The following is a 25,666-nucleotide window of genomic DNA, read 5'->3' as shown; positions in this document are numbered from 1 at the left end:
GAACGGCAACATGGTCGTCGGGCTGATGGGCATCGGCTTCGGCGGGACACCGTTGGGTCAGCGCATCGACGTGATCGAGCTGGACGATGACTTGTCGGTGGTCGACGTGACCGAGATGACCCTGCCGATGCAGTCGGGCCGGTTCCGGGCGCTTGTTCAAGGCCCCGACGGCAGCCTCTACACGGCAATGGACGGCGCGGGCACCATCCACAAGCTGACGCCCGGCGGTTGACGTCCATTCTGTCGCGCCCTTCGCGCGGCGCGATCTGAAATCGGAAGGGGCCTCCCATCGGGCGGCCCCTTTTCGTTCGACCGGTTCTGGGCAGAACTTGACCCACCCTCCGCCGAAAGAAATCAGAGGCCGAGGATCTCCTTGGCCCCGTTGAGTTTCGCAATCGGCTGCTGGCTTCCGCTCGGTAAGTCGACGTCCTTCATAGGCTCCTTACCAAGGTAGGACTCCGTTCACACTGCGTAAGGCCGCCATACCCTCCATCTGGATCGACACCAGCAAGATGGCGGCGCCGGCAGCAATTTCGATCGCCGGCAGCACATGAGCGGCACGGGCCGACCCCGACAAGGAGAACAACGTGCTCTCCCGGACGAAGATGCTGCTCGCGGCGACGAGGATAGTGAGCGCCGCGGTGCCTGTGGACATCGCCAGCGCGCCGAGGATACCGGCCCCAAGGATGTTCATGTGCCAGGTCAGCACCAGGAGTAGGATCGCACCTGAGCAGGGCCGAATGGCAATGCCACCGATCAGCGCCACCGCGTCGCTCAACCCGCCGGCACGGCGGACCTCGTCCACGCTCGGCCCGTGGCGATGGCCGCAGCCTGAACTGCCGTCATGGCCGTGCACGTGGTCATGCTCATGCTGATGGCCGCGCTGCCGCGCCGCAGTGGCTTCGGCCCGCAGGCTCCACAGCTTGCGCGCGCCGCGAAAGGTAAGCCAAAGTCCGATCAGTCCAATGGCCAGCGCGCTCAGCGGCAGCATGATGGTCTCGGCCGCGCCGGTCATCTGGGCGCGCGTCCAGCCCATCACAAGCAGCCCGGTCAGCACCAGCGCGATCGCGGTCACTGCTTGTCCGAGCGATGCGAGCAGCGAGATAACGGAGAGCCGCAGCAGCGGCACCTCGTGGCTGACCCCGTAGCCGCCGATCAGGAACTTGCCATGCCCCGGCCCCACCGCGTGGAAAAAGCCGTAGGCGAAGCATAGTCCCGCCAGCGCGGCGACGGCGCTGGGCTCGCCCGCCCGCAGCGCGCGCAGCCCTCCGGCCAGTGCGTTCTGGAACTCGCGCTGCCAGCCCGCCGCCCAGCGGGCCACCTCCGCATCGAGGCCGGTCGCCAGCGCCCAAATCCCGGCACCGGCGAGCAACAGCGGGACAATCAGGACGAGGCGGTGCATGTCAGCACGAAGCTGTCGGCGAACAACACGCCGATATCTGGAAGCTCGACCACCTCGAAGGGGTCGGAGGAGGCATCGACCTCGGCGAGTTGCTCCCCGTATTCCTCTTCGGCGGCCTCGCGATCTGCTTCCTCGCGCACGAGGCTGCAATCGCCGCGCCCCGAAATGCCGGGCGTCTCCGGCACATCGTAGGCCACGAAGTAAGTCGGGTCGTAGGCCCGCGCAGTCACCGTGCCCGTCGATACGTCGAGCGATTCGGCAAGAGGGCGGACATGCGAGGTTACCAGCCGCCCGTCCTCGAAGCGGGCGCGATGCCTAACTGGCCTTTCGAGATCGACGGCGACGCCGTCCAACTCGACGGTGAAATCGCCGGGAAAGCCCGCGGCCCAGTCGACGTCGTGACCGGCAAAGGTGTCGAGCGCGGCCTGCTCGGGCGTGCCGTCGCCATCGGCGTCGAGACCGTTCTCTTCGATCAGCATCAGAGAATAGAACTCGTCATAGGCCCAGTCGATACGGACGGCCTCGATCGCGCCCTTTTCGTCGAAAATCAGCTCGAAGGCGGCGTCGATGAAGACATGCGGATGGGCCTAGGCGCCACCGGCGAAGGTTGCCGACATGGCAACGGCGGAAAGAAGGACGCGCAGGATCATGCCGTTTAATATTAGTGGGAGCGTCGAGACGGCAAGGCCCTCGACATAACTGCGCGATTCCATGCTGCCGCTCTCTTGTAATCAGCGGCCGGACCAGATCGCCCGTCACCGTCGAACCCGCTTGTCCACAGAAAGCCGAGATACATTTCAACGGTGGGCGATTAGCGCGCTAAAATGGCTTGCTCGCTCGGAAGCGGCACGACCGCCGGCACGTCCTGCCCTTCGATCTCGATCAGCCGGCACTCAATACCGAATACCTCCGTGATGTGATCCTCCGTCAAGACACTTCGGGTCGGCCCGGCGACCGCCACGCGCCCCTGGTCGAACAGCACCACGTGATCGGCATAGCGCATCGCCATGTTGAGGTCATGCAGCACCAGAACGATGCTGCGACCCTCGGTCCGGTTGAGACGTTTCACCAGCTCGAGCACCTCGAAGGCGTGCGACACGTCGAGGTGGTTGGTCGGTTCATCGAGAAGGATGTGGGGCGTTTCCTGCGCGATGGTCATGGCGATCCACGCCCTTTGCAGCTGCCCCCCGGACAGCCGTCCGATCGGACGTTCGGCAAGGTGGGCCATCTCCGTGACCTCCAGCGCCCGGTCGCAGGCGGCGCGGTCCTCGGACTGCTGTCCGCGGAACCCGCGCTTGTGGGCGAAACGGCCCAGCCGCACGAGGTCCTGCACGGTCAGTTCCGGCGGCGCGTCCGGCGACTGACTCAGCATCGCGACGGACTTGGCCAGCTCCTTCGGCGACCAGTCGTGCAGCGGGCGCCCGGCGATTTCGACGGTCCCGTTCGAGGGAGCGTGCAGGCGGCGCATGACACGCAGGGCGGTGGACTTGCCGCTCCCGTTGGGGCCGCAGAAGGCCGTGATCCGGCCGTCGGGAAGATCCAGGTCGACCAGGTCGAGGGCGGTGACCCCGTCGTAGCGGGCGGTGACTCCGCGCAAGCGGGCAAGGGCTTCAGCCATGCGTTCGCCTTTCCTTCAGAAGAAGCCAGAGAAAGAGGGGCGCGCCGACCAGCGCGGTGAGCGCACCGGCCGGCAGTTCGACGGGCGCGGCCATCGTGCGCGCCAGCGTGTCGGCGCCGAGGACAAGCGCGCCGCCGATCATCGCCGTGGCCGCGAGGAAGCCCTCGGTGAACTGCCCGTGGAGGAAGCGCGCGATATGCGGCGCGATCAGTCCGACGAACCCCACCGCGCCCACCTGCGACACCGCGAGCGCGGTCAGCGCCACGGCGAGGGCGAGGAACACGAGCTGCGTGCGCCCGACCGCAACCCCTGTCGACGCCGCGGTGTCAGGGTCGAGCACAAGCTGCCTGACCAGCCGGCCAAGGAGTGCCAGAACCACCGTGGCGAGAACCAGGCCGGCCGCGACCGTGGCCACGTCGCTCCAATGTGCCGCGCCGATCGACCCGGTCAGCCAGGTCAGTGCCTGGCCCGCGCGATAGACGGGCCCCAGGATCATCATCAGCGTGACGGCTGCCTTGGCCAGCGCGGCGAGCGAGATGCCGTAGAGGATGATGCGCAGCGGGCTGCGGCCCTGGGGATCGAGCAGGGCGAGAACCGCCACGAGCGCGGAGAAGACGAGTGCGCCGAGCGCGGCGGCCAGCGGCTGCCAGTGGATCGAAACCGTCAAGGCGTTGGCATCGTCCGAGAAGATCCAGAGGAAGGCCACGACGCCCACCGCGGCCCCGTCGGTGATCCCGAGGATCGAGGGCGCGGCGACCGGGTTGCGTGTGACCCGTTGGAGAAGGGCGCCGGCAAGGGCGAGCGCCATGCCTGCAAGGATCGCGAGCGCCACCCGCGGCAGGCGGAGGGTCCACACGATCACCTCGTCCATGGTCTCCCCGCGCCCGATCAGCGCGGCGACCACCCGGTCGAGCGGCAGGGCGCTCGACCCGACGCCGGTGGCGACGACGGTGACGGCGACGAGGCACGCGGCCATCGCCGCGAGGCGCGTGGGGACGGCGATCCGGTTCATAGCACGGCCTCCGCCTTGCGCCGCAGAAGGCTGACAAGGATCGGCACGCCGACCAGAGCCAGCACGGCACCGATGGGCGCCTCGCCGGGCAGCACGATGAGCCGGGCCACGATGTCTGCCAAGACGGCGATGCTCGCGCCGGTCAGCACCGTGACGACGATCTGGCCCGCGCTCGTGGCGCGCGGCGCCAGGCGACGGGCCAGGTGTGGGGCGACGAGGCCCAGAAACACGACCGGACCCGCCATCGCGACCGCGCCCGCGGCCAGCAAGGCACCAAGCGCGAGGGCGCCCATTCTGATGCCCGTTACGCGCACCCCGAGCGCCCCGGCGCTGTCGTCGTCGAGCCGGAGCACATCCAGCGACCCAGCGATGGCGAGCGCCCCGACCAATCCGATGACGAGAGACGGCAGGCCGAGCGCGAGAACCTCGAAACTACGGTCCGCGAACCCGCCTGAGAGCCAGAACAGCATGGTTTCCAACGCGGTTTCGTCTACCAGCAGGAGCACCTGTGTCAGGGACGCCAGCATCGCGGCCAGAGTCACCCCGGCCAGCAGCGTCGTGCCCGGACCCGCGGTCCGACCGGCCGCCGTGACGATGCCGAACACGAGCGCGGTGGTCACCAGCCCCCCGGCCAGCGCCAGCCCGCCGATCGCGGCAAGACCGAGGGAGCCGGACAGGGTGATCCCCAGGACCACGCTGAACGCCGCGCCCGCGTTGATCCCCAGGAGCCCCGGTTCCGCAAGCGGGTTGCGCGTCGAGGCCTGAACGAGAAAGCCCGACAGGCCGAGCGCCGCACCCGCGCAGATCGCCACCAGCGTGCGCGGAATGCGCAAGCTCGTGATGATGATCGCATCGGTCCCGTCCGCACCGCCGAGCGCGGACAGCACCGCCGCGGGCGCATAGACATTCAGCCCCAAATGCAGGCTCGCGATGATGGCGAGGCCGAGGACCAGCACCAGGATTGTGACGGATTTCTTCATGTTGGACGCGCCTTCTTCGGCGGTCGATTGACATTCCCGAGCAATTTAGTCAATCAATTTGCGGAAAATCCGACTGAATCACTCAACAAAAAGGACTCCCACCCGATGAGACTGCTCAGACACCTTCTCGCCGCGCTGCCGGTCGTAGCGCTGCTGGCCGCCGCGCCGCTTCAAGCCCGCGAGGTCGACCATGCGCTCGGAACCACCGAGGTGCCGGATGAGCCGGAACGCGTGGTCGTCCTGACGAACGAGGGCACCGAGGCGCTGCTGGCGCTCGGCGTGGTGCCGGTGGGGGCTGCGAACTCCTGGAACGGCGACCCGTGGTGGGACCACATCACCGAGCAGATGGGCGATGCCGTCCCGGTCGGCACCGAGAACGCGGTCAATCTCGAACTGGTCGCGGCCTTGCAGCCCGATCTGATCATCGGCAACGCGCAGCGCCACGAAGAGATCTATCCCCAGCTTTCGGCCATCGCGCCGACGGTCATGTCGGCCGAACTGCGCGGCGACTGGCAGATCAATTTTCGGCTCTATGCCGAAGCGCTCGGTCTCACCGAAGCGGGCGAGGCCGCCATCGCGGACTACGAAACCCGCGTGGACGCCCTGAGCGAGTCGCTGGGCGATGCGCTGAATGAGAAGGTCTCGGTGATCCGGTTTCTCCCGGGCCAGATCCGCATCTACCAGCTCGACAGCTTCTCGGGCGTTCTGCTTGAGGACATCGGTTTTGACCGTCCCGAGAACCAGAAGGTCGATGCCTTCGCGATCCGCACGGGCAAGGAGAGCATTCCGGACATGGACGGCGACCGGATCTTCCACTTCACCTACGACACCGGCGACGGTGAGGGCGACGCCTTGGCCGACGAGGTGCTGAACGACCCGCTCTGGCAATCGCTCTCGGCGGTGCAGGCCGGCCGCGTCCACGAGGTCAGCGACGCGATCTGGAACACCGCCGGCGGCATTCTTGCCGCGAAGCTGATGCTCGAAGACATCGCGCGCATCTATGACGTCGAGTGACGGCTTTCATACGGTCCGGGTCGAGCAGGTGCGCCCGCTCGACCCCACGATGCGGCGCGTGACATTCGCGCCGCTGAACGATGGTGCTTTGCCGCACGAGCGCCCGCACGGCGGGCACTGCCGCCTGCGGTTTCCCGGGCACGGCACCGCGCCTTCCCGGCCGCGTGCCTTCACCTACCGGCGCTGGCATGAGGACGGCAGCTTCGACGTGGATTTCGTGGTCCATGCAGGCGAGGGCCCGGCCGCGCGCTGGCTCCGGCAGGCCCGTCCCGGCGACGAGATCGGGTGGCGTCACGGCGGGGCGCCCAAGATCTGCCTCGACCGGCCCGGCGACGGCCCGACGATCCTCGTCTCGGACCCCTCCGGTCTGCCCCTGATGGCGGCGTTGGCCGAGCGTGCCCACCCCGCGCGGCAGGTCGAGCTCGTTCTTCTGGCGCCGCCGGAGACACGCCCTGACATCGCGCAGCGAGCGGGATGTTCCGTTGCGGTGCATCACCAGCCATCGGCGGAGGCCATCGAGGCGCACCTGCGCCGTCGCGCGCCCGGCTCGAACGCCCTCGTGTTCGCCGCCTGCGAAGCATCGCAGATGCGCCGCTTCCGCCGCCTGCTGCTCGACGACCTCGGCTTGCCACGATCGCGCGTGGTCACCTCGGGCTACTGGAAGGCCGGCCTGACCACGGAACAGGTCGACCGTGCCAAGCGCCGGGCGGACTGGTTTGGAGACGACCTCGCAATTGTCGACCACTCTTTTCGGGAGTCAGGGGTCGTGAGTTCGAATCTCGCCACTCCGACCAAATAACAAGGCGCCCCTCGGGGCGCCTTTGTTGTTTCCGGACCCTCAGTTCTGATCTTCGTCCTCGGCATCCTGCTCGGCGGTCCACTCGGTCACCGCCGTCACGGCCACCTGCGAAGCGTTGGGCGACAGCGAGATGTAGTCGCCCGTCTCGTCGGCGGGCAGGCCGGGCCGGATCGTCATGCGGTACCCGCACCAGGCGGCGATCGCCACGAAGGTTCCCGCGATGAACAGCCAGAAGCCGTTGTTGCCGATCAGGTCCATCATCTGGCCGGTGACCAGCGGGCCGACGATGGCCCCGACCCCGTAGATGAAGAGGATACCGCCCGACGCGGCCGGCATGTCCTCGAGCTCGAGGTAGTCGTTGCAATAGGCGACAAGCAGTGAATAGAGCGGCGATGCCATGCCCCCCATCAGGAAGCCCGCGCCGAGCAGCACCGGAAAGCTCGGCCCGACGATCCACGGCACGATGCTGCCCGCACCGCCCACGGATGCCACGCCCAGGATCAGCAGCCGCCGGTCCACGAGGTCCGACACCCAGCCGATCGGCACCTGGAACACGATGGAGCCCAGGAAGATCGCGGCGACGAAGGTGGTGGTCTGCCCCGTGCTGAGCCCGATGGAACTGCCATAGACCGCGGCCATGCCCAGCTGCGCGGCGAAGACGCCGCCCAGGAGAAGCGTGCCGACGGTGGCCAGCGGCGAAGCCTGGTAGAGCCGTTTCAAGGTCATCGGCTTGATGTTCTCCACCACCGGCACCGGGCTTGCCGACAGGAGGATCGGGGCGAAGGACAGCGACACGAGGATCGAGGCGATGGCGAAGGCCGCGAACCCGTCGACCGGCGTGACGCCCACAAGCGCCTGCGCCCCGACCATGCCGAAGGTCTGCGCCAGCATGTAGGCCGACAGGATCGTGCCCCGCGTCGTGTTCGTCGCGTTGTTGTTGAGCCAGCTTTCCGCCGACACGTAGACGCCCGACAGGCAGAAACCCAACAGCAGGCGAATCGCGACCCAGGCCCAGGGCTCCACAATGATCGGGAACGCGATGAGTCCCGCCGACATGAACGACCCCAGCGCGGCGAAGACACGCACGTGACCCACGGAGCGGATGAAGCTCGACGCGGTGCGCGACCCGATCAGGAAGCCGGCGAAATAGGCCGAGGTCACGACCGACAGTTCGAAGGTCGAGAACCCTTCCTGGCCCCCGCGCACACCCATCAGGGTGGACTGCATGCCGTTGCCGATCATGATCAGGAGAACGCCGAACAGCAGGGCCCAGACGCGCAAGAGAACTGTCAGCATGTCGAGCCTCGCGGATTTCCGGCGTGTCGGGCGCGCCCCTAAAGGCGTTTTTGCGTTGCGTAAACCGGAAAACGATCACGTCCGCCCGAAGTTCCACCGGGCGTGGCCGTGATGGCGAAGACAGCGAAAAGGCGCCCCGCGGGCGCCTCTCTTCCTGTTGGCCTCAGCGGGCGAGGTAGCGCAGGACCGATTCCACGATCTGCGCGCGCAGCGCGTCCTGGCCCTCTTCGCTGAACACCGAGTCGCCGAACTTGACCGAGAAGCTCGGCCGGTTCGCCACGTTGTAGAAACACTGCGCCTGGATCTGCCAGTAGAGCGCGGTCACGTCGACATCGTCGCGGAACAGACCCTCTTCCTGACCCCGCGCCACGACGCGGGAGATGCGGCGCATGCTGGTGAGGTTGAGATCGCGGATGAATTCGGACTGCTCCAGGTACCGCGCCTGGTTCACGTTCTCGCACATGACCATGCGCACCAGCTTGGGGTTGGCGCGGTAGTAGTCGAAAAGGAATGTGATGAGCTCGGCCATCGCGTCACGCGGGCCAAGGCCCTCGATGTCGATGTCCTGCTCCCCGGCCCGAACGCGCGCGTAGGCGGCTTCGAGCGCGGCGACATAGAGCCCGTCCTTGTCCCCGAAATAATAGTAGATCATCCGCTTGGACGTCTTCGTCCGCTCGGCGATCACGTCGATCCGGGCACCTGCCAATCCGTAGTCGGCAAAGGCGTCCATTGCGACGGAAAGGATGTCGTGCTTGACGCCTTCCGAGTCCTGTTTCCAGGATTTGCGTAGTCTCTCGTCTTTCATTTTATTGTGCCCGATTTTAGATGTTGAGACTGCCCTCCTGCGCGGAGTGTTAACACGATGTCTTGTCAACACAAGGTAGGAAACCCCCACCCCGGCCAATTTATCTATCATGATCAATAGGTTAGTTTGGGTCCATTCACGAAGCGTGAAAATGCAGGGGATTTGAATCTTTCCAATGGGTTAACGAACGGACCCGGTGGTTCACCGTCAGAACCGGGATCGCGCGCTATGAGGACACGACCATTCCCACCAGACGGAGGCCCCATGACCCAGGCTTCGCCGCGCCTCGCGCTGCCCTTTCTCCAACCCGCCCAGGCCCAGAAACACGTCACCCACAACGAGGCGCTGCGCCGGCTCGACACCATCGTGCAGCTTGGCCTCGACACGATGGGCACCACCACGCCACCGGGCACGCCCGCCGACGGCGAGAGTCACGCGATCGGAGCCGGGGCGACCGGCGACTGGGCCGGGCATGACGGCGAGGTGGCGACCTGGCTCGACGCGGCGTGGGACTTCGTGACGCCACAGGCGGGCTGGCTCGCCACCCGCACGGGCGACACCGATGTCTTCGTCCACGACGGCACCGGGTGGGTGCGGGCCACCGCGACGGTCGAGTTCGACAACCTAGCCGGCGTCGGCGTCAACGCGGTGGCCAACGCCACCAACCGGCTGACCAGCGCGGCGCCGGCCACGCTGCTCACCCACGACGGCGCGGGGCATCAGCTCAAGATCAACAAGGCAGGGGTGGCAGACACCGCGTCGCTCCTGTTCCAGACCGACTGGTCCGGGCGCGCCGAGATGGGGCTTGCGGGCAACGACGCCTTTTCGATCAAGGTCAGCGCGGACGGGTCGAGCTGGGACGAGGTGATGAACGTCGGGCCGGGCGACGCGGTCGTGACCACGGCCAGCATGGTCGGCACCGTAACCGCCACGCCCGGCCCCGGTTCGGCCGTGATCGAAAACGGGACCGGGGCGACCGGGCGCTACACCAAGCTCGCCGACGGCACGCTGATCTGCGACGTGGCCGCCTTCGCCACCGCCTCCGGCGCGCCCGCCACCTGGACCCTGCCCGCGGCCTTCGCGGATGCAGGTTTCACCGTCACCGCGACTGTCCTCGGCGGCACGCCATGCGTCGTCACGGTGTCGGGCCAGACGGCGGCGAGCGTCGACGTGGAGAGCTTCAACCTGACCGGCGCGGACACCGTGACACCGGACGTGAACCTGGTCGCGGTCGGCCGCTGGACCTGACCGATCCGCCACGGGTCGCGCGGATTCGCGCGATCCAGTCTCGGCGTTTGCGTCCGGTCATGCTATGCGCCCGGGAAACGAGGGCGAAGCACATGGCAAAGACGATCCACATCCTGAACGGTCCCAACCTCAACCTGCTGGGCAAGCGGCAGCCGGAGATCTACGGCGCGGACACGCTGGCCGATGTCGAGGCCACCTGCGCCACCTTGGGCGGCGAACTTGGACTCGAGACCGCGCTGTTCCAATCGAACCACGAGGGCGAGATCGTCGAGATGATCCACCGCGCCCGCGCCGCGGCCGACGGGATCATCATCAACCCGGCCGCCTACACCCACACCTCCGTCGCGATCCTCGACGCGCTCAACGCCTACGAGGGGCCGGTGATCGAGGTGCATATCTCGAACGTCCACAAGCGCGAAAGCTTCCGGCACCATTCCTATGTCTCGCTGCGCGCCGACGGTGTGATTGCCGGGTTCGGCGTCGAGGGCTACACGCTCGCGCTGCGCCGCATGGCGTCGCTGCTCACATGACGGCGCGCTACGCGGTGCTCGGCAACCCGCTGGGCCACACCAAGTCCCCGTTCATCCACACCGAATTCGCCCGGCAGTTCGGCGAGGACCTGACCTACGAGGCGATCGAGGCCCCGCTTGACGGGTTCGCCGACGCCGTGCGCGCCTTCCGCGATTCTGGCGGCCTCGGCGTCAACGTCACGGTGCCCTTCAAGGTCGAGGCGTTCGAGCTGGCCGACATCGCGCGCGATGCCGCGAAGATCTGCGGTGCATCCAACTGCCTTGCCTTCGACGGCGAGCGGATCATCGCGGAGAACTTCGACGGCGTCGGGCTGGTGCGCGACATCACCGAAAACCTCGGCGTTCCGATTTCGGGCGCGCGGGTGCTCTTCGCCGGGGCCGGCGGGGCCACGCGGGGCGCGGTCGCCCCGTTTCTCGCGGCCGGGGCCGCCGAAGTGACCATCGCCAACCGCACCACTGCCAAAGCCCAGGCGATCCGGGACCTGTTGTCGGACCGGGGGCACATCATCACGTCGCGCTACGAGGATATCTCGGGCTTCTACGACATCGTCCTGAACTCCACGACCCTCAGCCTCACCGGCGAAAAACCACCGCTGCCCGACACCGTGTTCGAGGGCGCGCGGCTCGCCTATGACCTGGTCTACGGCAAGGGGCTGACCCCTTTCCTCGCCACCGCCCAGGCGCGCGGCGCGCAGGTGGCGGACGGCGTCGGGATGCTGGTGGAGCAGGCGGCGGAGGCGTTCGTCTGGTGGCGCGGCAAGCGCCCCGACACGCGGCCGGTGATCGACGCGATGACGATTCCGCTGGATTAGAGCCTAAACCAGCCCCTTGAAGAAGCCCTGGAACCACGAGAGCGGCAGGTGCTGCCCGACCGTGAAGATCAGTGAAAAGGGCTTGGGGAAGGAATACGAAAAGCGCCGCTTGTCGATGGCGTAGAGAACGTGTTCCGCGGCCGTCTCGGGCTCCATCAGTTGCGGCATCTTGAAGTCGTTCTTCTCCGTCAGCCGGGTCTTGATGAAACCGGGGTTGGCGCGCTGCACGAGGATGTCGGTCTTCGACAGGTCGATGCGCAGGTTCTCCGCCGTGTGCATGAGCGCGGCCTTCGACAGGCCATATCCCACCGCGCCGGGCAGGCCCCGGAAGCCGGACAGCGACCCGATCAGCATGATGTGCCCGGTGTTCTTCTCGACGAAACGCGGCACGACCTCGCCCAATGCGTTGAGCCCGCCGGTGATGTTGGTGTTCACCATGAGCCGCGCGGCGTCCCCGTCCCACGCGGTCGCCTTCATCGGATCATACGCCCCGGCGCAGTAGATGAAGCCGTCGAAATCCCCGGCCTCCTCGGCCGCGCGCGCGACCGAGGCGGGATCGGTCACGTCCACGGTCACCGCTTTCGCATCGCGCAATTGCCCGGCCAACGCCTCGAGCTTGTCCCCGCTGCGCGCCGACAGGACCAGCGCCGCCCCGCGCGCATCCAGCGCTTCGGCAAGCGCGCGGCCCAGCCCCTCGCTGGCGCCGATGATCCAGTATCGTTTGGCAGGAAGCGATTTGGTCATGGAAGTCTCCTTTCGACCCTAACGCTGCGCAAAACCGGCGCGTTCCCGGTCAGGTGACGTCTTCGACGGGCGGTGCGGGACGGCGGCGGAAGGTGGCACCCTTCGCCTTCAGCTTGGCCGCCTGCCACAGGATCAGCGCCATGACCCGAAGCGCACCGGCGGGGCGGCGCACGGCCATCGTCAGGACCGACCCCCCCGTGAGCGGCACGAGCGGGCCCTTGAGCGTGGCGATCAGGCCCTTGTTGCCGTCCACCAGGTCGATGACGATGTCGATGCCGTCGTCGTCCACGGCGAAGCGGAAGCGGTAATGCCCCGCGATCTCCTGGAACGGCGAGACGTGGAACACCTTCTGCGAGGTCAGAACGTCCTTCGGCCCGATGGGGGCGAAATCGTCATGCGCGCAGAGGTAGGAATGGCGATCGCCCATCGTGTTGTTCACCTCGGCGATCACCGCGACGAGGTCGTTGCCACGCAAGGCCAGCCAGAAGGCGACCGGGTTGAACCAGAAGCCCAAGAAGCGCGGCTGGGCGAGCAGCCGCAGCGTCACGCCCTCCGTGTCGAGCCCGGCATTCTCCAGCACCTGCCGCGCCCAGGCCGCGCCGGTCCCGTTGCCCCGCGCGCCGCCGTGGTCACGGTCATGGAGCGAGAAAAGCCCCGGCGCGTTGCGGGAAAAGAGCGGCGGCACGCCCCGGTCGTCCTCGGGGTCGATCAGGACGTAGTCCACCCCGTAGCGGAACCGGTTGCGGATCCCGTCCTTGCGCGCGTGCATCGTCTCACCGCGCATATGGCGGGGGGCGAAGGTCATGCGGCCACCACGTCCTCGAACGGCTGGAGCTGCTCGGCGATGGACACGGCCGAGGCGAAGCCGTCCTCGTGGAAACCGTGGCGGGTATAGGCACCCGCGAACCACGTCCCGTTCTCGCCCTGGATCTCGCGCAGCGCGTTCTGGGCGCGCAGGGCGGCGCGGTCGAAGACCGGGTGGCGGAAGGTGTTCTCGTCGTAGATCGCCGAGTCCGGGATGTCGTCCGACGGGTTCAGCGTTACGAAGAGCGGGTCGTCATGGGGAATGTTCTGAAGCCGGTTCATCCAGTAGCTCACCCCGATGCGTGTGTGGTCGCCCGCCGTGTCGGCCTTGTACGTCCAGGACGACCAGCAGCGGCGGCGGCGCGGCATCTGGCGCACGTCGTCGTGCAGAATAGCACGGTTGTCCTGGTAGGTCAGGTTGCCCAGCGCGGCGCGCTCGGCCTCGGTCGGCGTGTCGAGCAGGCGCAGCGCATCGTCGGAATGGGTGGCGAAGATCACCTGGTCGAAGGTCTCGGGCAGCGCGCCGTGGGCCCGCACCGTGACCCGGCCCGGCGCGCGCTCGACCGTCTTCACCGGCGTGCCGGGGCGCAGGTCCACGCCGCGCACCCGCAGGTCGGCGGTCAGGCGGCGCACGTATTCCACCGATCCGCCGTCGATGGTCATCCACTGGTGCTGCTCACGGCTGAGAAGCGAATGGTTCTTGAAGAAGTTGACCAGCGTTCGCGCCGGAAACGCCCCCACGTCCATCGTTGGGGTGGACCAGATCGCCCCGCACATCGGCATCAGGTAATAGCGCGAGAACCAGTCCCCCAGCCCCAGCTCGCCCACCAGGTCGGCGATGGTCACGTCGTCCGAGGTCGCGGCCGCCTCGGCCTCGGCATTGAAGCGCACGAGGTCGCGAATCATGCCCAGGAACGCAGGGCGCGCAAGATTGCGGCGCTGGCCGAACACCGCGTTCACCGATTGCAGCGAATACTCGATCGCGCCGCCGTCGATGGTGGCGCCGAAGCTCATGTCCGACTTCGCCACCGGCACGTCGAGCGCATCCAGCATCCGGGTGAAATGCGGGTAGTTCACGTGGTTGAACACGATGAACCCGGTGTCGACCGGCTGATTGCCGTTGCGCCCGGCCATGACGGTCCGCGCGTGCCCGCCAAGGCGCGGCTCCGCCTCGTAGAGCGTCACGTTGTTCTGCGGCGCCAGAAGCCATGCGGCGGCAAGACCGGAGACCCCGCCGCCGATGACGGCAATGCGTTGGGGCCGGGTGGGGGGTACGTCGAGCGACATTCCAATTCCTCGTTGTTACGGGCTGATTTACGCCGCCAAAAAAGATACGGATCAAAACTGATCCATGTTTCTCAGCACGGCGTAACTCGGGTATGCTGCGTGTTGACGAAACCATTCATGCCGATGAGGTCGCCCCGCCCGTGGGGCTTTCCTTGTCGGATTCTGGCGAAGGGAAGACGCGCCGCGTGCCGACGAAAACATCGAACGGAAAGCCGTTTTCGGAGCAGACGCTCTGGATGCTCGCGATCCGGGACCAGCGCGACAAACGGGCCTTCGCCCAGCTGTTCGATCATTTCGCGCCGCGGCTGAAGGGCTTCGTGATCCGGTCGGGGGCCGCCCCTGGCCAGGCCGAGGACATCGTGCAGGACGTGATGTTGTCGGTCTGGCGCAAGGCGCACCTTTTCGATCCGGAACGGGCCCAGGTGTCGAGCTGGATCTACCAGATCGCCCGGAACCGGCAGATCGACATCGCGCGCAAGAACGGGCGTCCCCTGCCGGAGGCGCTCAAGGCCGAAGAAACCGAGACCGAGCCCGACGCGGGCCAGGTCCTCGCACTGGAACAGGAAACGGATGTCCTGCGCGAAGCGCTGAACCGGCTGAACCCGGATCAGCGCGAGATGATCGAGAAGGCGTATCTCGGTGAGTTGTCGCACAGCGACATCGCCGAGACGACGGGCCTCCCGCTGGGAACGATCAAGTCGCGCATCCGTTTGGGCTTGGAACGCCTGAGACATGAATTGAAGGACTTGAGACAGGAATGACCGAAAGGATCTCTCATCACATTCCGGATGCACTGATGGCATCCTACGTGGCGGGCACGCTGCCGAAGCCGTTCGCGCTCGTGGTGGCGACACACGTGTCGATGTGCGATTCCTGCCGTGCGAACTACCTCGCCCACCAGGCGGCCGGGGGCGCGGTGCTGGAGAACATCGCCGAGGAACCGCTCTCGGGCGACCTGCGCGACCGCGTGCTCGGCGCGCTCGACGACGCGATCGACCTCGACGACCCCGAGACGGACGAAACCCCGCGCGACGGCATCTACCCCGGCCCTGTGATGGCCGCCCTCAAGGGCAAGGCCCCGCGCTGGAAAAGCATCGGCGGCGGCGTGCGCCAGTGCATCGTCGACATGGGGCGCGAAGGGTCGGCCCGCCTGCTTCACATCCCCGCCGGGCGCCCGGTGCCGGAACACAGCCACGGCGGGCTCGAGCTGACGCTCGTCCTGCAGGGCGGGTTCTCGGACACCACCGGCCACTTCGACGTGGGCGACGTCGAGATCGCGAACGACGAGCTCGAACACATCCCCACGGCGGACCCGGGCGACGATTGCATCTGCCTTGCGGCCACCGACGCGCCGCTGCGGTTCTCGGGTCTCGTGCCCAGAATCCTGCAACCGCTCTTCGCGATCTGAACGAATTCGTAAAATTCCGCCCCCCGCATACGTAGTTTCCCGTATGCGGGGGGTTTCCGTTGCGACCTGCGGGCATTTTGACCAATTGCCGCAGGTCTTTTCGTTTGAAATACCGATAGTTCCGGGTAGGGTGAGGCAGGTCGCGGGTCGGGAGCCCGTACCGTAAAAAAGAAAAAGACTAGACGTCTTACTTGGAGGAGGAACCATGGAACGTCGTAAGTTTCTGAAGGGCGCCGCACTCGGCGCCGCCGGCACCGCTCTGGCCGCGCCGGCGGTTGCGCAGTCGAACGCCACAACGATGACCATCGTGTCGACCTGGCCCCGTGACTTCCCGGGCCTCGGTGTGTCGGCGCAGCGTCTCGCATCCCGGATCACCGAACTGTCCGACGGCGCGATCCAGACCGAATACTTCGCCGCCGGCGAACGTGTCGGCGCGCTGGACGTGTTCGACGAAGTGGCCAGCGGCAACTCGCAGGCCTACATCGGCGCCGACTACTACTGGACCGGCAAGCACCCGGCGCTCGCCTATTTCACCGCCGTGCCGTTCGGCATGACCTTTGCCGAAATCAACGCCTGGTGCATCTACGGCGAAGGCCGCGCCCTGTGGGACGAAGTGCAGGACCAGTTCGGCCTCTACGGTCTTCCGGCCGGCAACACCGGCACCCAGGCCGGCGGCTGGTTCAACAAGGAAATCGAGGATCCGGATGACCTCAAGGGTCTGAAGATGCGTATCCCGGGCCTTGGTGGCCAGGTGCTCTCGAAGCTCGGCGCCTCGACCGTGTCGCTGCCGGGCGGCCAGATCTACGAGAACCTCGTGTCCGGCTCGATCGAAGCGACCGAATGGGTCGGTCCGTACAACGACTACTTCATGAAGTTCTACGAGGCCGCCCAGTACTACTACACCGGCGGCATGCACGAGCCGGGCGCGCAGCTCTCGCTCACCTCGAACAAGTCGTGGTGGTCGGGCCTGTCCGACACCCAGCGTGCGATCATCACCGCCGCTGCGCTCGAAGAGAACGCCAACAGCTACTACGAAGCCACGGCACTCAACGGCGAATACCTGCAGCGTCTCCAGGACGAGCAGGGCGTCGAGGTCCGCTCGTTCAACGAGGACGTGTGGGACGCGATGGGCGAAGCCGCGATGGAAGTCTTCGAAGAGACCGCCGCGCACTCGGATCTCGCCGCGCGCGTGAACGAAAGCGCGCAGGAAACCATGCGCAACTACGGCCGCGGTATCGCACTGTTCGAAGGTCAGTTCGTGGACAACCGCAACCGGATCATGGGTATCGGTTGATCGCGATGCGCGAAACGACTTGAAAAAAGCGAAAGCGGGGCTTTGGTCCCGCTTTTTTTCTGCTAAAGCAGCGCGCAATCAGGCAGGATATGCGTCCAGGGAGGGACCATTGACCGAGGTCTTCGATCACACAGAAATTCCGCGCCACGGGCGACCGGCGATCCCCCAACGTCTGTTCGGGTGGATCTCGCTCGGTGTCCTGGCCGCGATGCTGATCAACAACGTGCTTGTCGTCTATTTCGACTTTCCGGGCCTGCGCAACTGGGGCGCCGAGGGGGCCGGGCTCGCCTGGGTCCACGTGGCGCTCTACGTCGTCGCGGTGGTGATCACGGCGGGCTTCGTGCTGACGACACAGGACCGCGCGATCCGCTGGGACGCGCACCGGGTGCACACGTTCAACGTCTACCTGATCAGGGCGCTGTTCTGGTCGGTCTTCCTGGTCGGCGTTTTCGACGCCACGATCGCCTTCCTGCGCACGGAAGACCTGATCGCGCCGCTCCTGGGCGAAACCGCGTCGCGCAACCTGGCGCGCTCGAACTGGGTCGGGCCCTGGGTCCACGCACCGCTGATCGTCTTCGCCTTCATCTTCGCGCTGTTCACCCGCACGCTGGGCTTCGTCTGGCTCGCGCTGCTGATCGTGGCCGCCGAGCTTCTGATCGTGGTGTCGCGCTTCGTCTTTTCCTATGAACAGGCGCTGATGGGCGACCTGGTGCGCTACTGGTACGCCGCGCTCTTCCTGTTCGCGTCGGCCTATACGCTGTTCGACGAAGGCCACGTGCGCGTCGACATCCTCTATGCCGGCTTCGGGCGCACGCGGAAGGGCTTCTTCAACGCGTTCGGGACGATCCTGCTCGGCATGAGCACCGTCTGGGTGATCCTCGCCATCGGGCTGAACGGACCGCAATCCATCGTGAACGCGCCGCTGGCCAACTACGAGGTCAGCCAGGCCGGGCCCTACGGGATGTTCGTGAAATACCAGATGGCGGCCTTCATCGGGCTCTTCGGCGTGACCATGCTGATCCAGTTCGTCAGCTACTTCTTCGATGCCGTCGCGGACGCACGCGACGAACCGGGGCACCGGGAACCGGCCCCGGCCGGCGGACACTAAGGGGGCGCCGCGACCATGGAAATCTTCTTCCTCATTCTTCTCGTCGTCATCATGGCCGGCGCGCTGGGCTCGGGCTACCCGGTGGCCTTCGCGCTGCCCGGCGCCGCGATCATCACGATCGGGCTCGCCGCGCTGACCGGCTGGATATTCGCAGACAACACGGACGCCTTCTTCCACTCAGGCGGGCCGCAGGAATGGCTCACGGCCGGGGTGACAAACCTCCGAGGGGTCTACTGGGAGGTCGAGAGGGATACGCTCATCGCCATCCCGCTCTTCATCTTCATGGGCATCATGCTCCAGCGCTCGAAGATCGCCGAGGACCTGCTGGTCACGATGGCGCAGCTCTTCGGCCCGGTCCCGGGCGGCCTGGGCATCTCGGTCGTCTTCGTGGGCGCGCTGCTTGCCGCCACCACCGGCATCGTCGGTGCGACCGTGGTCGCGATGGGCATGATCTCTCTCCCGGCGATGCTGCGCTCGAACTACTCGACGCCGCTGGCCACCGGCACCATCGCCGCTTCGGGCACGCTGGGACAGATCATCCCGCCGTCGATCGTGCTCATCATCCTCGCCGACCAGCTTGCGAGCGCGGCCGACCAGGCCTCGACCCTGCGCAAGTCGCTGCACAAGGAAGCCACCGGGGAACTCCAGATGCCGTCGATCTTCGACGTCTCCGGCACCTCGGCGGGCGAGATGTTCCTGGGCGCGCTCATCCCCGGGCTCGTCCTCGTCGGCATCTACATGACCTACATCCTGATCTACGCGCTGATCCGGCCCAAGGCCGCGCCGGCCGTGCACGACAAGAGCACCAAGTACAACGCCGCCTTCTGGGGCCAGGTGCTGCTCATCCTCGTGCCGCCGCTCGCGCTGATCTTCCTCGTGCTCGGCTCCATCATCGGCGGCATCGCCACGGTGAACCAGGCCGGCGCCATCGGGGCGGCGGGCGCGCTGATCATGGCCTCCTACCGCCTGCCCGGCAAAGACACCAAGTTCATGTATGGACCGGCGCTCCTGGCGATTGTGTCCATCGGCCTGCTGATCGTTGCGCTGTCGAATTTCGAGATGAACGTGAAGGCGGTGGATTCACAGCAGGATTCCATCGGCATCGGCATCGGCGCGGTCGCGACGGTGCTGCTGATCATCGCGCTGATCTGGTCGGCGATCCGGTCCTTCCGCATCGACAACACGCTTCAGGCGGTGATGCTCGAGACGGCGAAGACAACCTCGCTCGTCTTCATCATCCTGCTGGGCGCGGCGATGCTGACCGCCGCTTTCCGCGGCTTCGGCGGCGAAGAGCTGGTGCGCGAGTTCCTGAACGGCATGCCGGGCGGGTTCTGGACCCAGTTCATCATCGTCATGCTCGTGATCTTCGTCCTCGGCTTCTTCCTCGACTTCATCGAGATCGCCGTGGTCGTGGTGCCCATCGTGGCGCCGATCCTGCTGTCGGACCCGGGCGCAAACGTCACCGCGGTGTGGCTGGGCGTTATGATCGGTCTGAACATCCAGACCTCGTTCCTGACACCACCCTTCGGCTTCGCGTTGTTCTACCTGCGCGGCGTCGCCCCGGCGGTGGTCAAGACGCTCCAGATCTATCGCGGCGTGATCCCGTTCATCCTGTTGCAGCTCATCGCGCTGGCCATCGTCGGTGCCTACCCGCCGCTGGTGAACTACCTGCCCAGCCGCGTGAGCCTGCTCAGCGAAACGGCCCCGCCGCCGCGCAACCCGCAGCTCCAGCTCTGCCTCGAGGAATACGTCGCCAAGGAACTCTCCAGCGACCCGTCGACCTCCGAGGCGATCGAGGCCGCGCGCCAGCTCGACCTGAAAGCGCTGCCCGAGGACCTGCGTGACGACTTCGCCGACGGCATCGCCGCCGCCGGGGAAGCGCTGGCCCAGATGGACGCCATCGCCGAGGCCGACGACGCCGTCATGGAGGCCGCGGTCGACTATCGCCCGCAGCTCACCCTCGTGCGCAACCTGCAAAAGCAGATCCGCAGCCTCGAGGAGGAGCGGGAGGAAGACGCGACGCGCATCAGCCGCATGGCTCAGGACCATCCGGACCGCGCCACGCTCGAAGCGCGCATCGCGGAAATCGACGAGGAGCTCGCCGAGGTCGAGGCCCGGATTCCCGAGGACTGGGAAGAGGTTCACGATTCCTTCGCCGAACTCACGGCGGCCGAGGACCGGGCGCGCAACCTCTACCGGCGCGCGGCCGACAACGCCTACGAAGATGCCGCCGAGATCCTGGCGATCCTCGAGGCGAACGAGGCCTACGCGGCGCTCGAAGGCCCGCTCAACGACGTGCGCGACCTGATCGAGACCGGCCAGGGCGAAGCGGACGCCGAGCGCATCGAGGAGATCGAGGACCTGATCGACGCGGTGCCGGGCGCGGGCGACGTCGAGTCGGCGCTGGCCAGTGCCCGTCGCGAAATCGACGAGGACGAGGTCGACCGTGACGCGGCCCTCGCCGACTACGAAGAGGCGCTGGCGGAATACGCGGCCCAGCAGCAGTGGCGCACGGATGCCGCATCGCTGCTTCCGGGCATCCGCGCCTACGTCGAGGGCATCGAGGGCACGCTCGGGATCCGGTCGCAGGAGCGATTCACCCGGGAACAGGCCCTGGCACTGGCCGCCTGCACGGCGCGCCACCGCGACGTGTCGCTCAACTTCTGATCCGCAACGGATCGGGCAAACGAAAGAAACCGGCGCGGACCCGCTCCGCGCCGGTTTTCCTTTTGGCACCGGCCACGATTCGGGCCATGATCCGCCCATGCTTATCTTTCTCAACGGCTTCCCCGGCACCGGGAAACTCACCATCGGACAGGCGCTTCAGGACCGGCTCGGGGGCCGGCTCCTCGACGTTCACACCCAGATGAACCTCGCCTACGCGCTCACCGATTTCAAAAGCCCCGCTTTCTACGACACCGTGCGCGCGGTCTGGGACATCGCGGATGCCCGCATCGCCGAGCTCGATCCGGAGGTTCCGCTGATCATGACCGACGCCCTGCGCGAAGGCTCCGACTGGTCGGCCGAGGCCTGGACCCGGATTCGCAATCTCGCCGAGGCGCGCGGGCCGCTCTACGTGGTCCACGTCCACTGCGACCCGGACGAGAATGCCCGCCGCATCGGCTCGGCCGGGCGCGAGGCGATGCGCAAGTCGCGCAAACGGGCGCTGGCGCTCCAGTACCACGAAGAAGGGCAGATCCTGATCGGAGGCGACGCGGACCACGTGCTCGAGCTCGACACGACCGAGCTCACCGCCGAGGAATGCGCCGAAACCATCGCCGACTGGATCGCCACGACCTGACCTCTGCATCATGCGGAAACCGCGCATGACCGGATTTTTTCGAGACCGATCAGACCGTTGAACGCGCGTTGACGGTCCCGGGATTACGCTGTTTGTTGCGCGGATGACTCTCCTGCGCACCCTGGCCTTTTTCGGCATCCCCGGCTTCATCATTTTCGTCGGCCTCTATGTCGGCGTGCCAATCGCGAACGACCTGGGCCTCCCGCTCATCGTCAGCTGGACCGCCGCCCTGTGGCTGCCAATCGTGTTGTTGCTCGGCTGGGCCGTGGCGCGGTGGCGCAGGACACATCCGGACGAGTCGTTTCGAAGCCGGTTTCGTCTTGGAAAACTGCGCGGGAAGGACTGGGGCATCATTCTTGCCGCCCTCGTCGTCCTGCAGGTCTTCGAAGTTCTCCTGTCCGGAACCGGCGCATTCTTCGCGCAATTCGCCTTCTTTGCCCCGCCCGTGATCATACCGGAGCTGTTCGACCCCACGCTGAGCCTCGAGGCGGGGCTGACCACGTTCTTCGGTGCACCCGTCGAGGGCAACTGGTGGCTCATCCTGTTCTGGCTTGGATGGCTCGTGGTCAACATCGGCGGGGAAGAACTGCTTTGGCGCGGCTATGCCCTGCCGTTGCAGGAGCGCGTGTTCGGGAAGTACGCGTGGCTGGTCAACGGGCTGTGCTGGAACCTGCTCATTCACGCCTTCATGCGCTGGAACTTCGTCACCCTGATGCCGATCAGCCTGACGATCCCGTTCCTCGTCCAGCGGTACCGCAACACGTGGATCGGAATCGGCATCCACGGGCTGGGCAACCTGATGGTGCTGGTTCTTCTCGTCCCGAGCATCGCGGGCTGGATCTGAGACCTGGGGCGCGTCGTCAGGCCGTGAGCCGCCGCGCCGACAGGAAGCTCGCCCCCGCCATCACCGCCGCCGTGGCGAGGCACAGGGGCAGGCCGCCCAACTGGTAGCTGACCCCGGACAGGAGCGTTCCCACCAACCGCCCGGCGGCGTTCGACATGTAGTAGAACCCCACGTCCATCGTCACCCGCTCCGCCTGCGAAAACGCGAGGATCAGGTAGGAGTGCAGCGACGAGTTGATCGCGAAGACGAAACCGAAGGCCAGAAGCCCCGCGACGATCACCGGCGCCACCCAGTCGCCCGGGACGAGCGCGATCACGGCCAGCCCGGCGATGATCGCGGTCAGCACCGACACCCACCGGATGGCGAGCCGGGTGGCAACCGGCCCCTCGTGCGCCGCGCGGCCCAGTATCCGCGGCGCCCCCGCCTGCACCGCGCCATAGGCGATGATCCACAGCGCCATGAAACCGCCGACAAGGAAGAACGCGTTTCGCGCGCCTTCGGGCGTTCCGTCGTCGAGCAGCGCGTGGAAATAGATCGGGATGCCCACCACGAACCACGTGTCCCGCGCGCCGAACAGGAACATGCGGGCCAGGGACAGCCGGTTGATCTTGGGGTCCTTGGAGAAAACCTGGGCGAATTTGGCCGATTTAGAGCCTTTGGGCAGCCCGGAAGGCATGAACAGAACCACCGCGACCAGGATCACCGCGAGCACCGCGGCCATCGCCAGGACCGCCGCCTCGAACCCGATCACGGCCAGCAGCCCCGCGCCCAGGAAGAAGCCCACGCCCTTCACCGCGTTCTTCGACCCGGTGAGCACCGCGACCCAGCGGAAGAGACCGCCATCGGCCGCGGGGGCCAGGATCTTCACGGCGGATTTCGACGACATCTTGGCCAGGTCCTTGGCCACGCCCGACATCCCCTGCACCACCATCACGAAGGGCACCGACAGCGCGACCGTCCAACCGGGGTCGAGCCGCGACAGCGCGACGAGCGCGACCACCTGGATGCCCAGCCCGACGTAGAGCGTCGTGGTCAGCCCGAACCGCGCCGCGATCCAGCCCGCCGACAGGTTCGTGACCATCCCCGCGATCTCGTAGAGCAGGAAGAGCCAGGCCAGCGTGATCGGAGAGAAGCCCAGCTCATGGAAATGCAGGAGCACCAGCATCCGGAGCGCGCCGTCGGTCAGCATGAACGCCCAGTAGGCCGCGGTCACCGCGACGTAGGCGGCAAGGGGGTTTTCCGGGCGTCCGGTGGTGTCGCTCATCGTGTCACTGCGTCCTGAAGAAGCTGAGGGGCCGCATCGTACCCGCGACCCAGATGCTCATCCGCCCCGGCTCCACGTACTCGATGGCCGCGCAGCGCTGTTCGTTGCCGTCCCAGGAGACGAGCTGGAACGCGATCTGTCCGTCGAAGGCGCTGTCGCAGCCCCATTGGTAGAACATGAAGGCCGCCATGTCGGGCCGGCCGTCGTAATATTCCTCGAACATCGAACCGTGGATGAGCACCTGGTAGGTCGGGTCGTCCGCCGAGGTCCAGAACCCCTCCATCATGTCGCGCTCGACCGTGTAGGCGTCGGGATATCCCAAGGTATAATCACGGATCGTCACGTTGGCCTGCGCGCCCGCGTAATCCATCAGGTCGCCCCGGATGGTGATCGGTACGTTCCGCCCGGTTTCCATGATCTCTTCCAGAAGCGGCAGCGGCGTCGGCCCGTAACTGTCGGTGGTGTAGAGCCAGCCATCCGACAGCACGGTGCACTGCATCCCGGCATCGAACACGTCGCAATGCGACAGGATGCCGGTGATCGAGTAGGGCTCGCCGTGGGTGCCGGGCGGGTCCATCACCACGTCGGAGGCCGCGCTGTCATGGCCGACCTCTTCGTCGGGGTAGATGATGTCCTCTTCCGGGTCGCGCCCGGGCCCGATGCTCACGGTATAGGACGCCTGTCCGCCGGTCCGGATTTCGTTGAACCCCTCACGCCGGTGACCGCGCGCCTCGCACCCGGTGTCTCCCACGATGGTGAACGCCCTGTCGGCGGCGCAGAACATGTAACTGTCGTGGTCGAAATTCACGTCGAGCGACTCAACGCGGTAGTAATAGTGGCTCTTGTCCAGGTCGCCCGGGATCGCCACCGCGCAGGCCCCCGGTTCCACGTTCCACCAGCCTTCCGAGGTCCAGTCGCCGGGCCCGCTGTATCCCACCGCGACGGACACGCCGACGCCGGTATCGTTGCAGAAGCTGAGCTCTGTCAATGCGGCGGCAGGAGTCAGGGTGAGCGGGAGAAGCAGGTGGATGAAACGCATGGCGGGCCCCGGAATGGTTTTGGATCAAATGGATGCCAGAACCATCCGGGCCACGTCGGCGAGGCGGCAGGCATAGCCCCATTCGTTATCATACCAGGCGTAGATTTTCACCTGAGTGCCGTTCACCACCATCGTCGACGGCCCGTCCACGATCGAAGAGCGCGGGTCGTTCGTGTAGTCGGTCGAGACGAGCGGCCGGGGCTCGAAACCCAGGATACCTTCGAGCGGACCGTGGGCCGCGTCCTCGAACAGGCGGTTCACCTCGTCCGCGCTGGTCGCGCGCTCCACCTCGAACACGCAGTCGGTGAGCGAGGCGTTCAGCAGCGGCACCCGCACCGCGTGACCGTTCAGCCGCCCCTCGAGGTCGGGAAAGATCTGCGTGATCGCCTTCGCCGACCCGGTGGTCGTCGGGATCAGGCTGTTGAGCGCCGAGCGTGCGCGACGCAGGTCCTTCGCCGGCCGGTCGACGATGGTCTGGGTGTTGGTCACGTCGTGGATCGTCGTGATCGACCCGTGCCGGATGCCCAGCGCCTCGTGGATCACCTTCACCACCGGGGCGAGGCAATTCGTCGTGCAGGAGGCCGCGGTGACGATGTCCTGGTCCGCGTAGAGGTGATGGTTCACCCCGTAGACGACGTTCAGCGCGTCCGGGTCCTTCACCGGGGCGGAGATCACCAGCTTCTTCACACCGGCTGCATGATAGGGCGCCAGCTTCTCGCGCGTCTTGAAGACGCCCGTGCAGTCGATGACCAGGTCGATCCCGTCGAGCGGCAGATCCTCGAGCGTCGGGAAGGCGGTGAGCGGGATCGTCCGGCCGTCGATCGTGAGATGGTCGTCGCCATGCCCGATCCCGGCGTCCCAGCGGCCGTGCACCGTGTCGAACTCCAGCAGGTGCGCGTGGATCTCCGGCGTGCCGACGGGGTCGTTCAGGAGCGCGATCTCGCCGTCGAGGCCGTCGTCGATCAACCTGCGCAAAACGAGTTTCCCGATCCGGCCAAGGCCGTTGATGGCGATGCGTGTCATGTGGTCCTCCGGCAGAACTGGTGGCGGGTTAGAC

The 25,666-nt window shown here is 66.6% G+C and carries 25 protein-coding genes and 1 pseudogene; 13 read left to right on the top strand and 13 right to left on the bottom strand.

The window, feature by feature from the left end; all coding sequences use genetic code 11:
• A pseudogene (locus GQE99_RS03975) lies at nt 1-232 on the top strand (PQQ-dependent sugar dehydrogenase); the annotation flags it as partial.
• Between the two features lie 210 nt (nt 233-442).
• Here the strand turns inward: GQE99_RS03975 and GQE99_RS03970 are convergent.
• From GQE99_RS03970 to GQE99_RS03950, 5 genes are all read right to left on the bottom strand, one after another.
• The gene (locus GQE99_RS03970) at nt 443-1,402 is read right to left on the bottom strand and encodes a nickel/cobalt transporter (RefSeq protein ID WP_161350282.1); all 960 of its coding nucleotides are present in this window, start codon (nt 1,400-1,402) and stop codon (nt 443-445) included.
• Nucleotides 1,384-1,929, bottom strand: a complete 546-nt coding sequence (locus GQE99_RS03965; RefSeq protein ID WP_328794042.1) for a DUF1007 family protein — start codon at nt 1,927-1,929, stop codon at nt 1,384-1,386. The genes GQE99_RS03970 and GQE99_RS03965 overlap by 19 nt, the downstream gene beginning before the upstream one ends.
• Nucleotides 1,930-2,213: 284 nt before the next feature.
• On the bottom strand, nt 2,214-3,020 hold the full coding sequence (locus tag GQE99_RS03960) for an ABC transporter ATP-binding protein (protein ID WP_161350281.1): 807 nt from the start codon (nt 3,018-3,020) through the stop codon (nt 2,214-2,216).
• Entirely contained in the window at nt 3,013-4,032 is a 1,020-nt protein-coding gene (locus tag GQE99_RS03955; RefSeq protein WP_161350280.1) for a FecCD family ABC transporter permease, read from the bottom strand. The genes GQE99_RS03960 and GQE99_RS03955 overlap by 8 nt, the downstream gene beginning before the upstream one ends.
• Complete coding sequence (locus GQE99_RS03950; RefSeq protein WP_161350279.1) at nt 4,029-5,012, bottom strand: FecCD family ABC transporter permease; 984 nt, start codon at nt 5,010-5,012, stop codon at nt 4,029-4,031. Before GQE99_RS03950 ends, GQE99_RS03955 begins: the two co-directional genes overlap by 4 nt.
• Before the next feature lie 105 nt (nt 5,013-5,117).
• Between GQE99_RS03950 and GQE99_RS03945 the strand changes: the two genes are divergently transcribed.
• A complete protein-coding gene (locus tag GQE99_RS03945) occupies nt 5,118-6,026 on the top strand; it encodes an ABC transporter substrate-binding protein (protein ID WP_161350278.1) in 909 nt (302 codons plus the stop codon).
• Complete coding sequence (locus GQE99_RS03940) at nt 6,013-6,825, top strand: siderophore-interacting protein (protein ID WP_161350277.1); 813 nt, start codon at nt 6,013-6,015, stop codon at nt 6,823-6,825. The genes GQE99_RS03945 and GQE99_RS03940 overlap by 14 nt, the downstream gene beginning before the upstream one ends.
• A gap of 39 nt (nt 6,826-6,864) precedes the next feature.
• Here GQE99_RS03940 and GQE99_RS03935 read toward each other — a convergent pair whose 3' ends face one another.
• Both GQE99_RS03935 and GQE99_RS03930 read right to left on the bottom strand, forming a co-directional pair.
• Nucleotides 6,865-8,121 carry an MFS transporter gene (locus tag GQE99_RS03935; protein WP_161350276.1) on the bottom strand — a complete coding sequence of 419 codons (1,257 nt, stop codon included), beginning with the start codon at nt 8,119-8,121 and terminating at the stop codon, nt 6,865-6,867.
• A 163-nt stretch (nt 8,122-8,284) separates the two neighbouring features.
• Nucleotides 8,285-8,926, bottom strand: a complete 642-nt coding sequence (locus tag GQE99_RS03930; RefSeq protein WP_161350275.1) for a TetR family transcriptional regulator — start codon at nt 8,924-8,926, stop codon at nt 8,285-8,287.
• Nucleotides 8,927-9,190: 264 nt separating this feature from the next.
• On the opposite strand from GQE99_RS03930, the gene GQE99_RS03925 reads away from it, so the two are divergent.
• The 3 genes from GQE99_RS03925 to aroE all read left to right on the top strand — a co-directional run bounded on the left by GQE99_RS03925 (nt 9,191) and on the right by aroE (nt 11,516).
• Nucleotides 9,191-10,174 (top strand): DUF2793 domain-containing protein, encoded by a 984-nt coding sequence (locus GQE99_RS03925; protein ID WP_161350274.1) that lies wholly within the window; start codon nt 9,191-9,193, stop codon nt 10,172-10,174.
• A 92-nt stretch (nt 10,175-10,266) separates the two neighbouring features.
• A complete protein-coding gene (aroQ, locus tag GQE99_RS03920; protein ID WP_161350273.1) occupies nt 10,267-10,704 on the top strand; it encodes a type II 3-dehydroquinate dehydratase in 438 nt (145 codons plus the stop codon).
• Nucleotides 10,701-11,516 (top strand): shikimate dehydrogenase, encoded by an 816-nt coding sequence (gene aroE / locus GQE99_RS03915; protein ID WP_161350272.1) that lies wholly within the window; start codon nt 10,701-10,703, stop codon nt 11,514-11,516. The genes aroQ and aroE overlap by 4 nt, the downstream gene beginning before the upstream one ends.
• Nucleotides 11,517-11,519: 3 nt before the next feature.
• On the opposite strand, the gene GQE99_RS03910 is transcribed toward aroE, so the two are convergent.
• The 3 genes from GQE99_RS03910 to GQE99_RS03900 are packed head-to-tail and all read right to left on the bottom strand — an operon-like array spanning nt 11,520 to nt 14,351.
• Nucleotides 11,520-12,260, bottom strand: a complete 741-nt coding sequence (locus tag GQE99_RS03910) for an SDR family NAD(P)-dependent oxidoreductase (RefSeq protein WP_161350271.1) — start codon at nt 12,258-12,260, stop codon at nt 11,520-11,522.
• A gap of 49 nt (nt 12,261-12,309) precedes the next feature.
• Nucleotides 12,310-13,065, bottom strand: a complete 756-nt coding sequence (locus GQE99_RS03905; protein WP_161350270.1) for a DUF1365 domain-containing protein — start codon at nt 13,063-13,065, stop codon at nt 12,310-12,312.
• A complete protein-coding gene (locus tag GQE99_RS03900; RefSeq protein WP_161350269.1) occupies nt 13,062-14,351 on the bottom strand; it encodes an NAD(P)/FAD-dependent oxidoreductase in 1,290 nt (429 codons plus the stop codon). The genes GQE99_RS03905 and GQE99_RS03900 overlap by 4 nt, the downstream gene beginning before the upstream one ends.
• 236 nt (nt 14,352-14,587) lie before the next feature.
• Here GQE99_RS03900 and GQE99_RS03895 point away from each other — a divergent pair, with 236 nt between their 5' ends.
• From GQE99_RS03895 to GQE99_RS03865, 7 genes are all read left to right on the top strand, one after another.
• A complete protein-coding gene (locus GQE99_RS03895; protein WP_161350300.1) occupies nt 14,588-15,112 on the top strand; it encodes a sigma-70 family RNA polymerase sigma factor in 525 nt (174 codons plus the stop codon).
• A complete protein-coding gene (locus GQE99_RS03890; RefSeq protein ID WP_161350268.1) occupies nt 15,109-15,759 on the top strand; it encodes a ChrR family anti-sigma-E factor in 651 nt (216 codons plus the stop codon). Before GQE99_RS03895 ends, GQE99_RS03890 begins: the two co-directional genes overlap by 4 nt.
• Before the next feature lie 205 nt (nt 15,760-15,964).
• Nucleotides 15,965-17,053 carry a TRAP transporter substrate-binding protein gene (locus GQE99_RS03885; RefSeq protein ID WP_161350267.1) on the top strand — a complete coding sequence of 363 codons (1,089 nt, stop codon included), beginning with the start codon at nt 15,965-15,967 and terminating at the stop codon, nt 17,051-17,053.
• Between the two features lie 109 nt (nt 17,054-17,162).
• Complete coding sequence (locus tag GQE99_RS03880; protein WP_161350266.1) at nt 17,163-18,161, top strand: TRAP transporter small permease subunit; 999 nt, start codon at nt 17,163-17,165, stop codon at nt 18,159-18,161.
• A gap of 15 nt (nt 18,162-18,176) precedes the next feature.
• On the top strand, nt 18,177-20,828 hold the full coding sequence (locus tag GQE99_RS03875) for a TRAP transporter large permease subunit (protein ID WP_161350265.1): 2,652 nt from the start codon (nt 18,177-18,179) through the stop codon (nt 20,826-20,828).
• A gap of 97 nt (nt 20,829-20,925) precedes the next feature.
• Complete coding sequence (locus GQE99_RS03870; RefSeq protein ID WP_161350264.1) at nt 20,926-21,462, top strand: AAA family ATPase; 537 nt, start codon at nt 20,926-20,928, stop codon at nt 21,460-21,462.
• A 103-nt stretch (nt 21,463-21,565) separates the two neighbouring features.
• Nucleotides 21,566-22,306 carry a CPBP family intramembrane glutamic endopeptidase gene (locus GQE99_RS03865; protein ID WP_161350263.1) on the top strand — a complete coding sequence of 247 codons (741 nt, stop codon included), beginning with the start codon at nt 21,566-21,568 and terminating at the stop codon, nt 22,304-22,306.
• A 16-nt stretch (nt 22,307-22,322) separates the two neighbouring features.
• Here the strand turns inward: GQE99_RS03865 and arsJ are convergent, their stop codons facing one another.
• From arsJ to GQE99_RS03850, 3 genes are read right to left on the bottom strand one after another with little or no spacing between them, the layout of a single operon-like run.
• Nucleotides 22,323-23,570, bottom strand: a complete 1,248-nt coding sequence (arsJ, locus tag GQE99_RS03860; protein ID WP_161350262.1) for an organoarsenical effux MFS transporter ArsJ — start codon at nt 23,568-23,570, stop codon at nt 22,323-22,325.
• 4 nt (nt 23,571-23,574) lie between these two features.
• A complete protein-coding gene (locus tag GQE99_RS03855) occupies nt 23,575-24,609 on the bottom strand; it encodes a DUF1036 domain-containing protein (protein ID WP_161350261.1) in 1,035 nt (344 codons plus the stop codon).
• A 24-nt stretch (nt 24,610-24,633) separates the two neighbouring features.
• Nucleotides 24,634-25,632 (bottom strand): ArsJ-associated glyceraldehyde-3-phosphate dehydrogenase, encoded by a 999-nt coding sequence (locus GQE99_RS03850; protein WP_161350260.1) that lies wholly within the window; start codon nt 25,630-25,632, stop codon nt 24,634-24,636.
• Nucleotides 25,633-25,666: the final 34 nt, after the last annotated feature.

It is taken from the genome of Maritimibacter harenae, from assembly GCF_009882975.1.
GTDB classification, from domain to species: Bacteria; Pseudomonadota; Alphaproteobacteria; order Rhodobacterales; family Rhodobacteraceae; genus Maritimibacter; species Maritimibacter harenae.
This window is presented reverse-complemented; position numbering and strand designations above follow the sequence as displayed.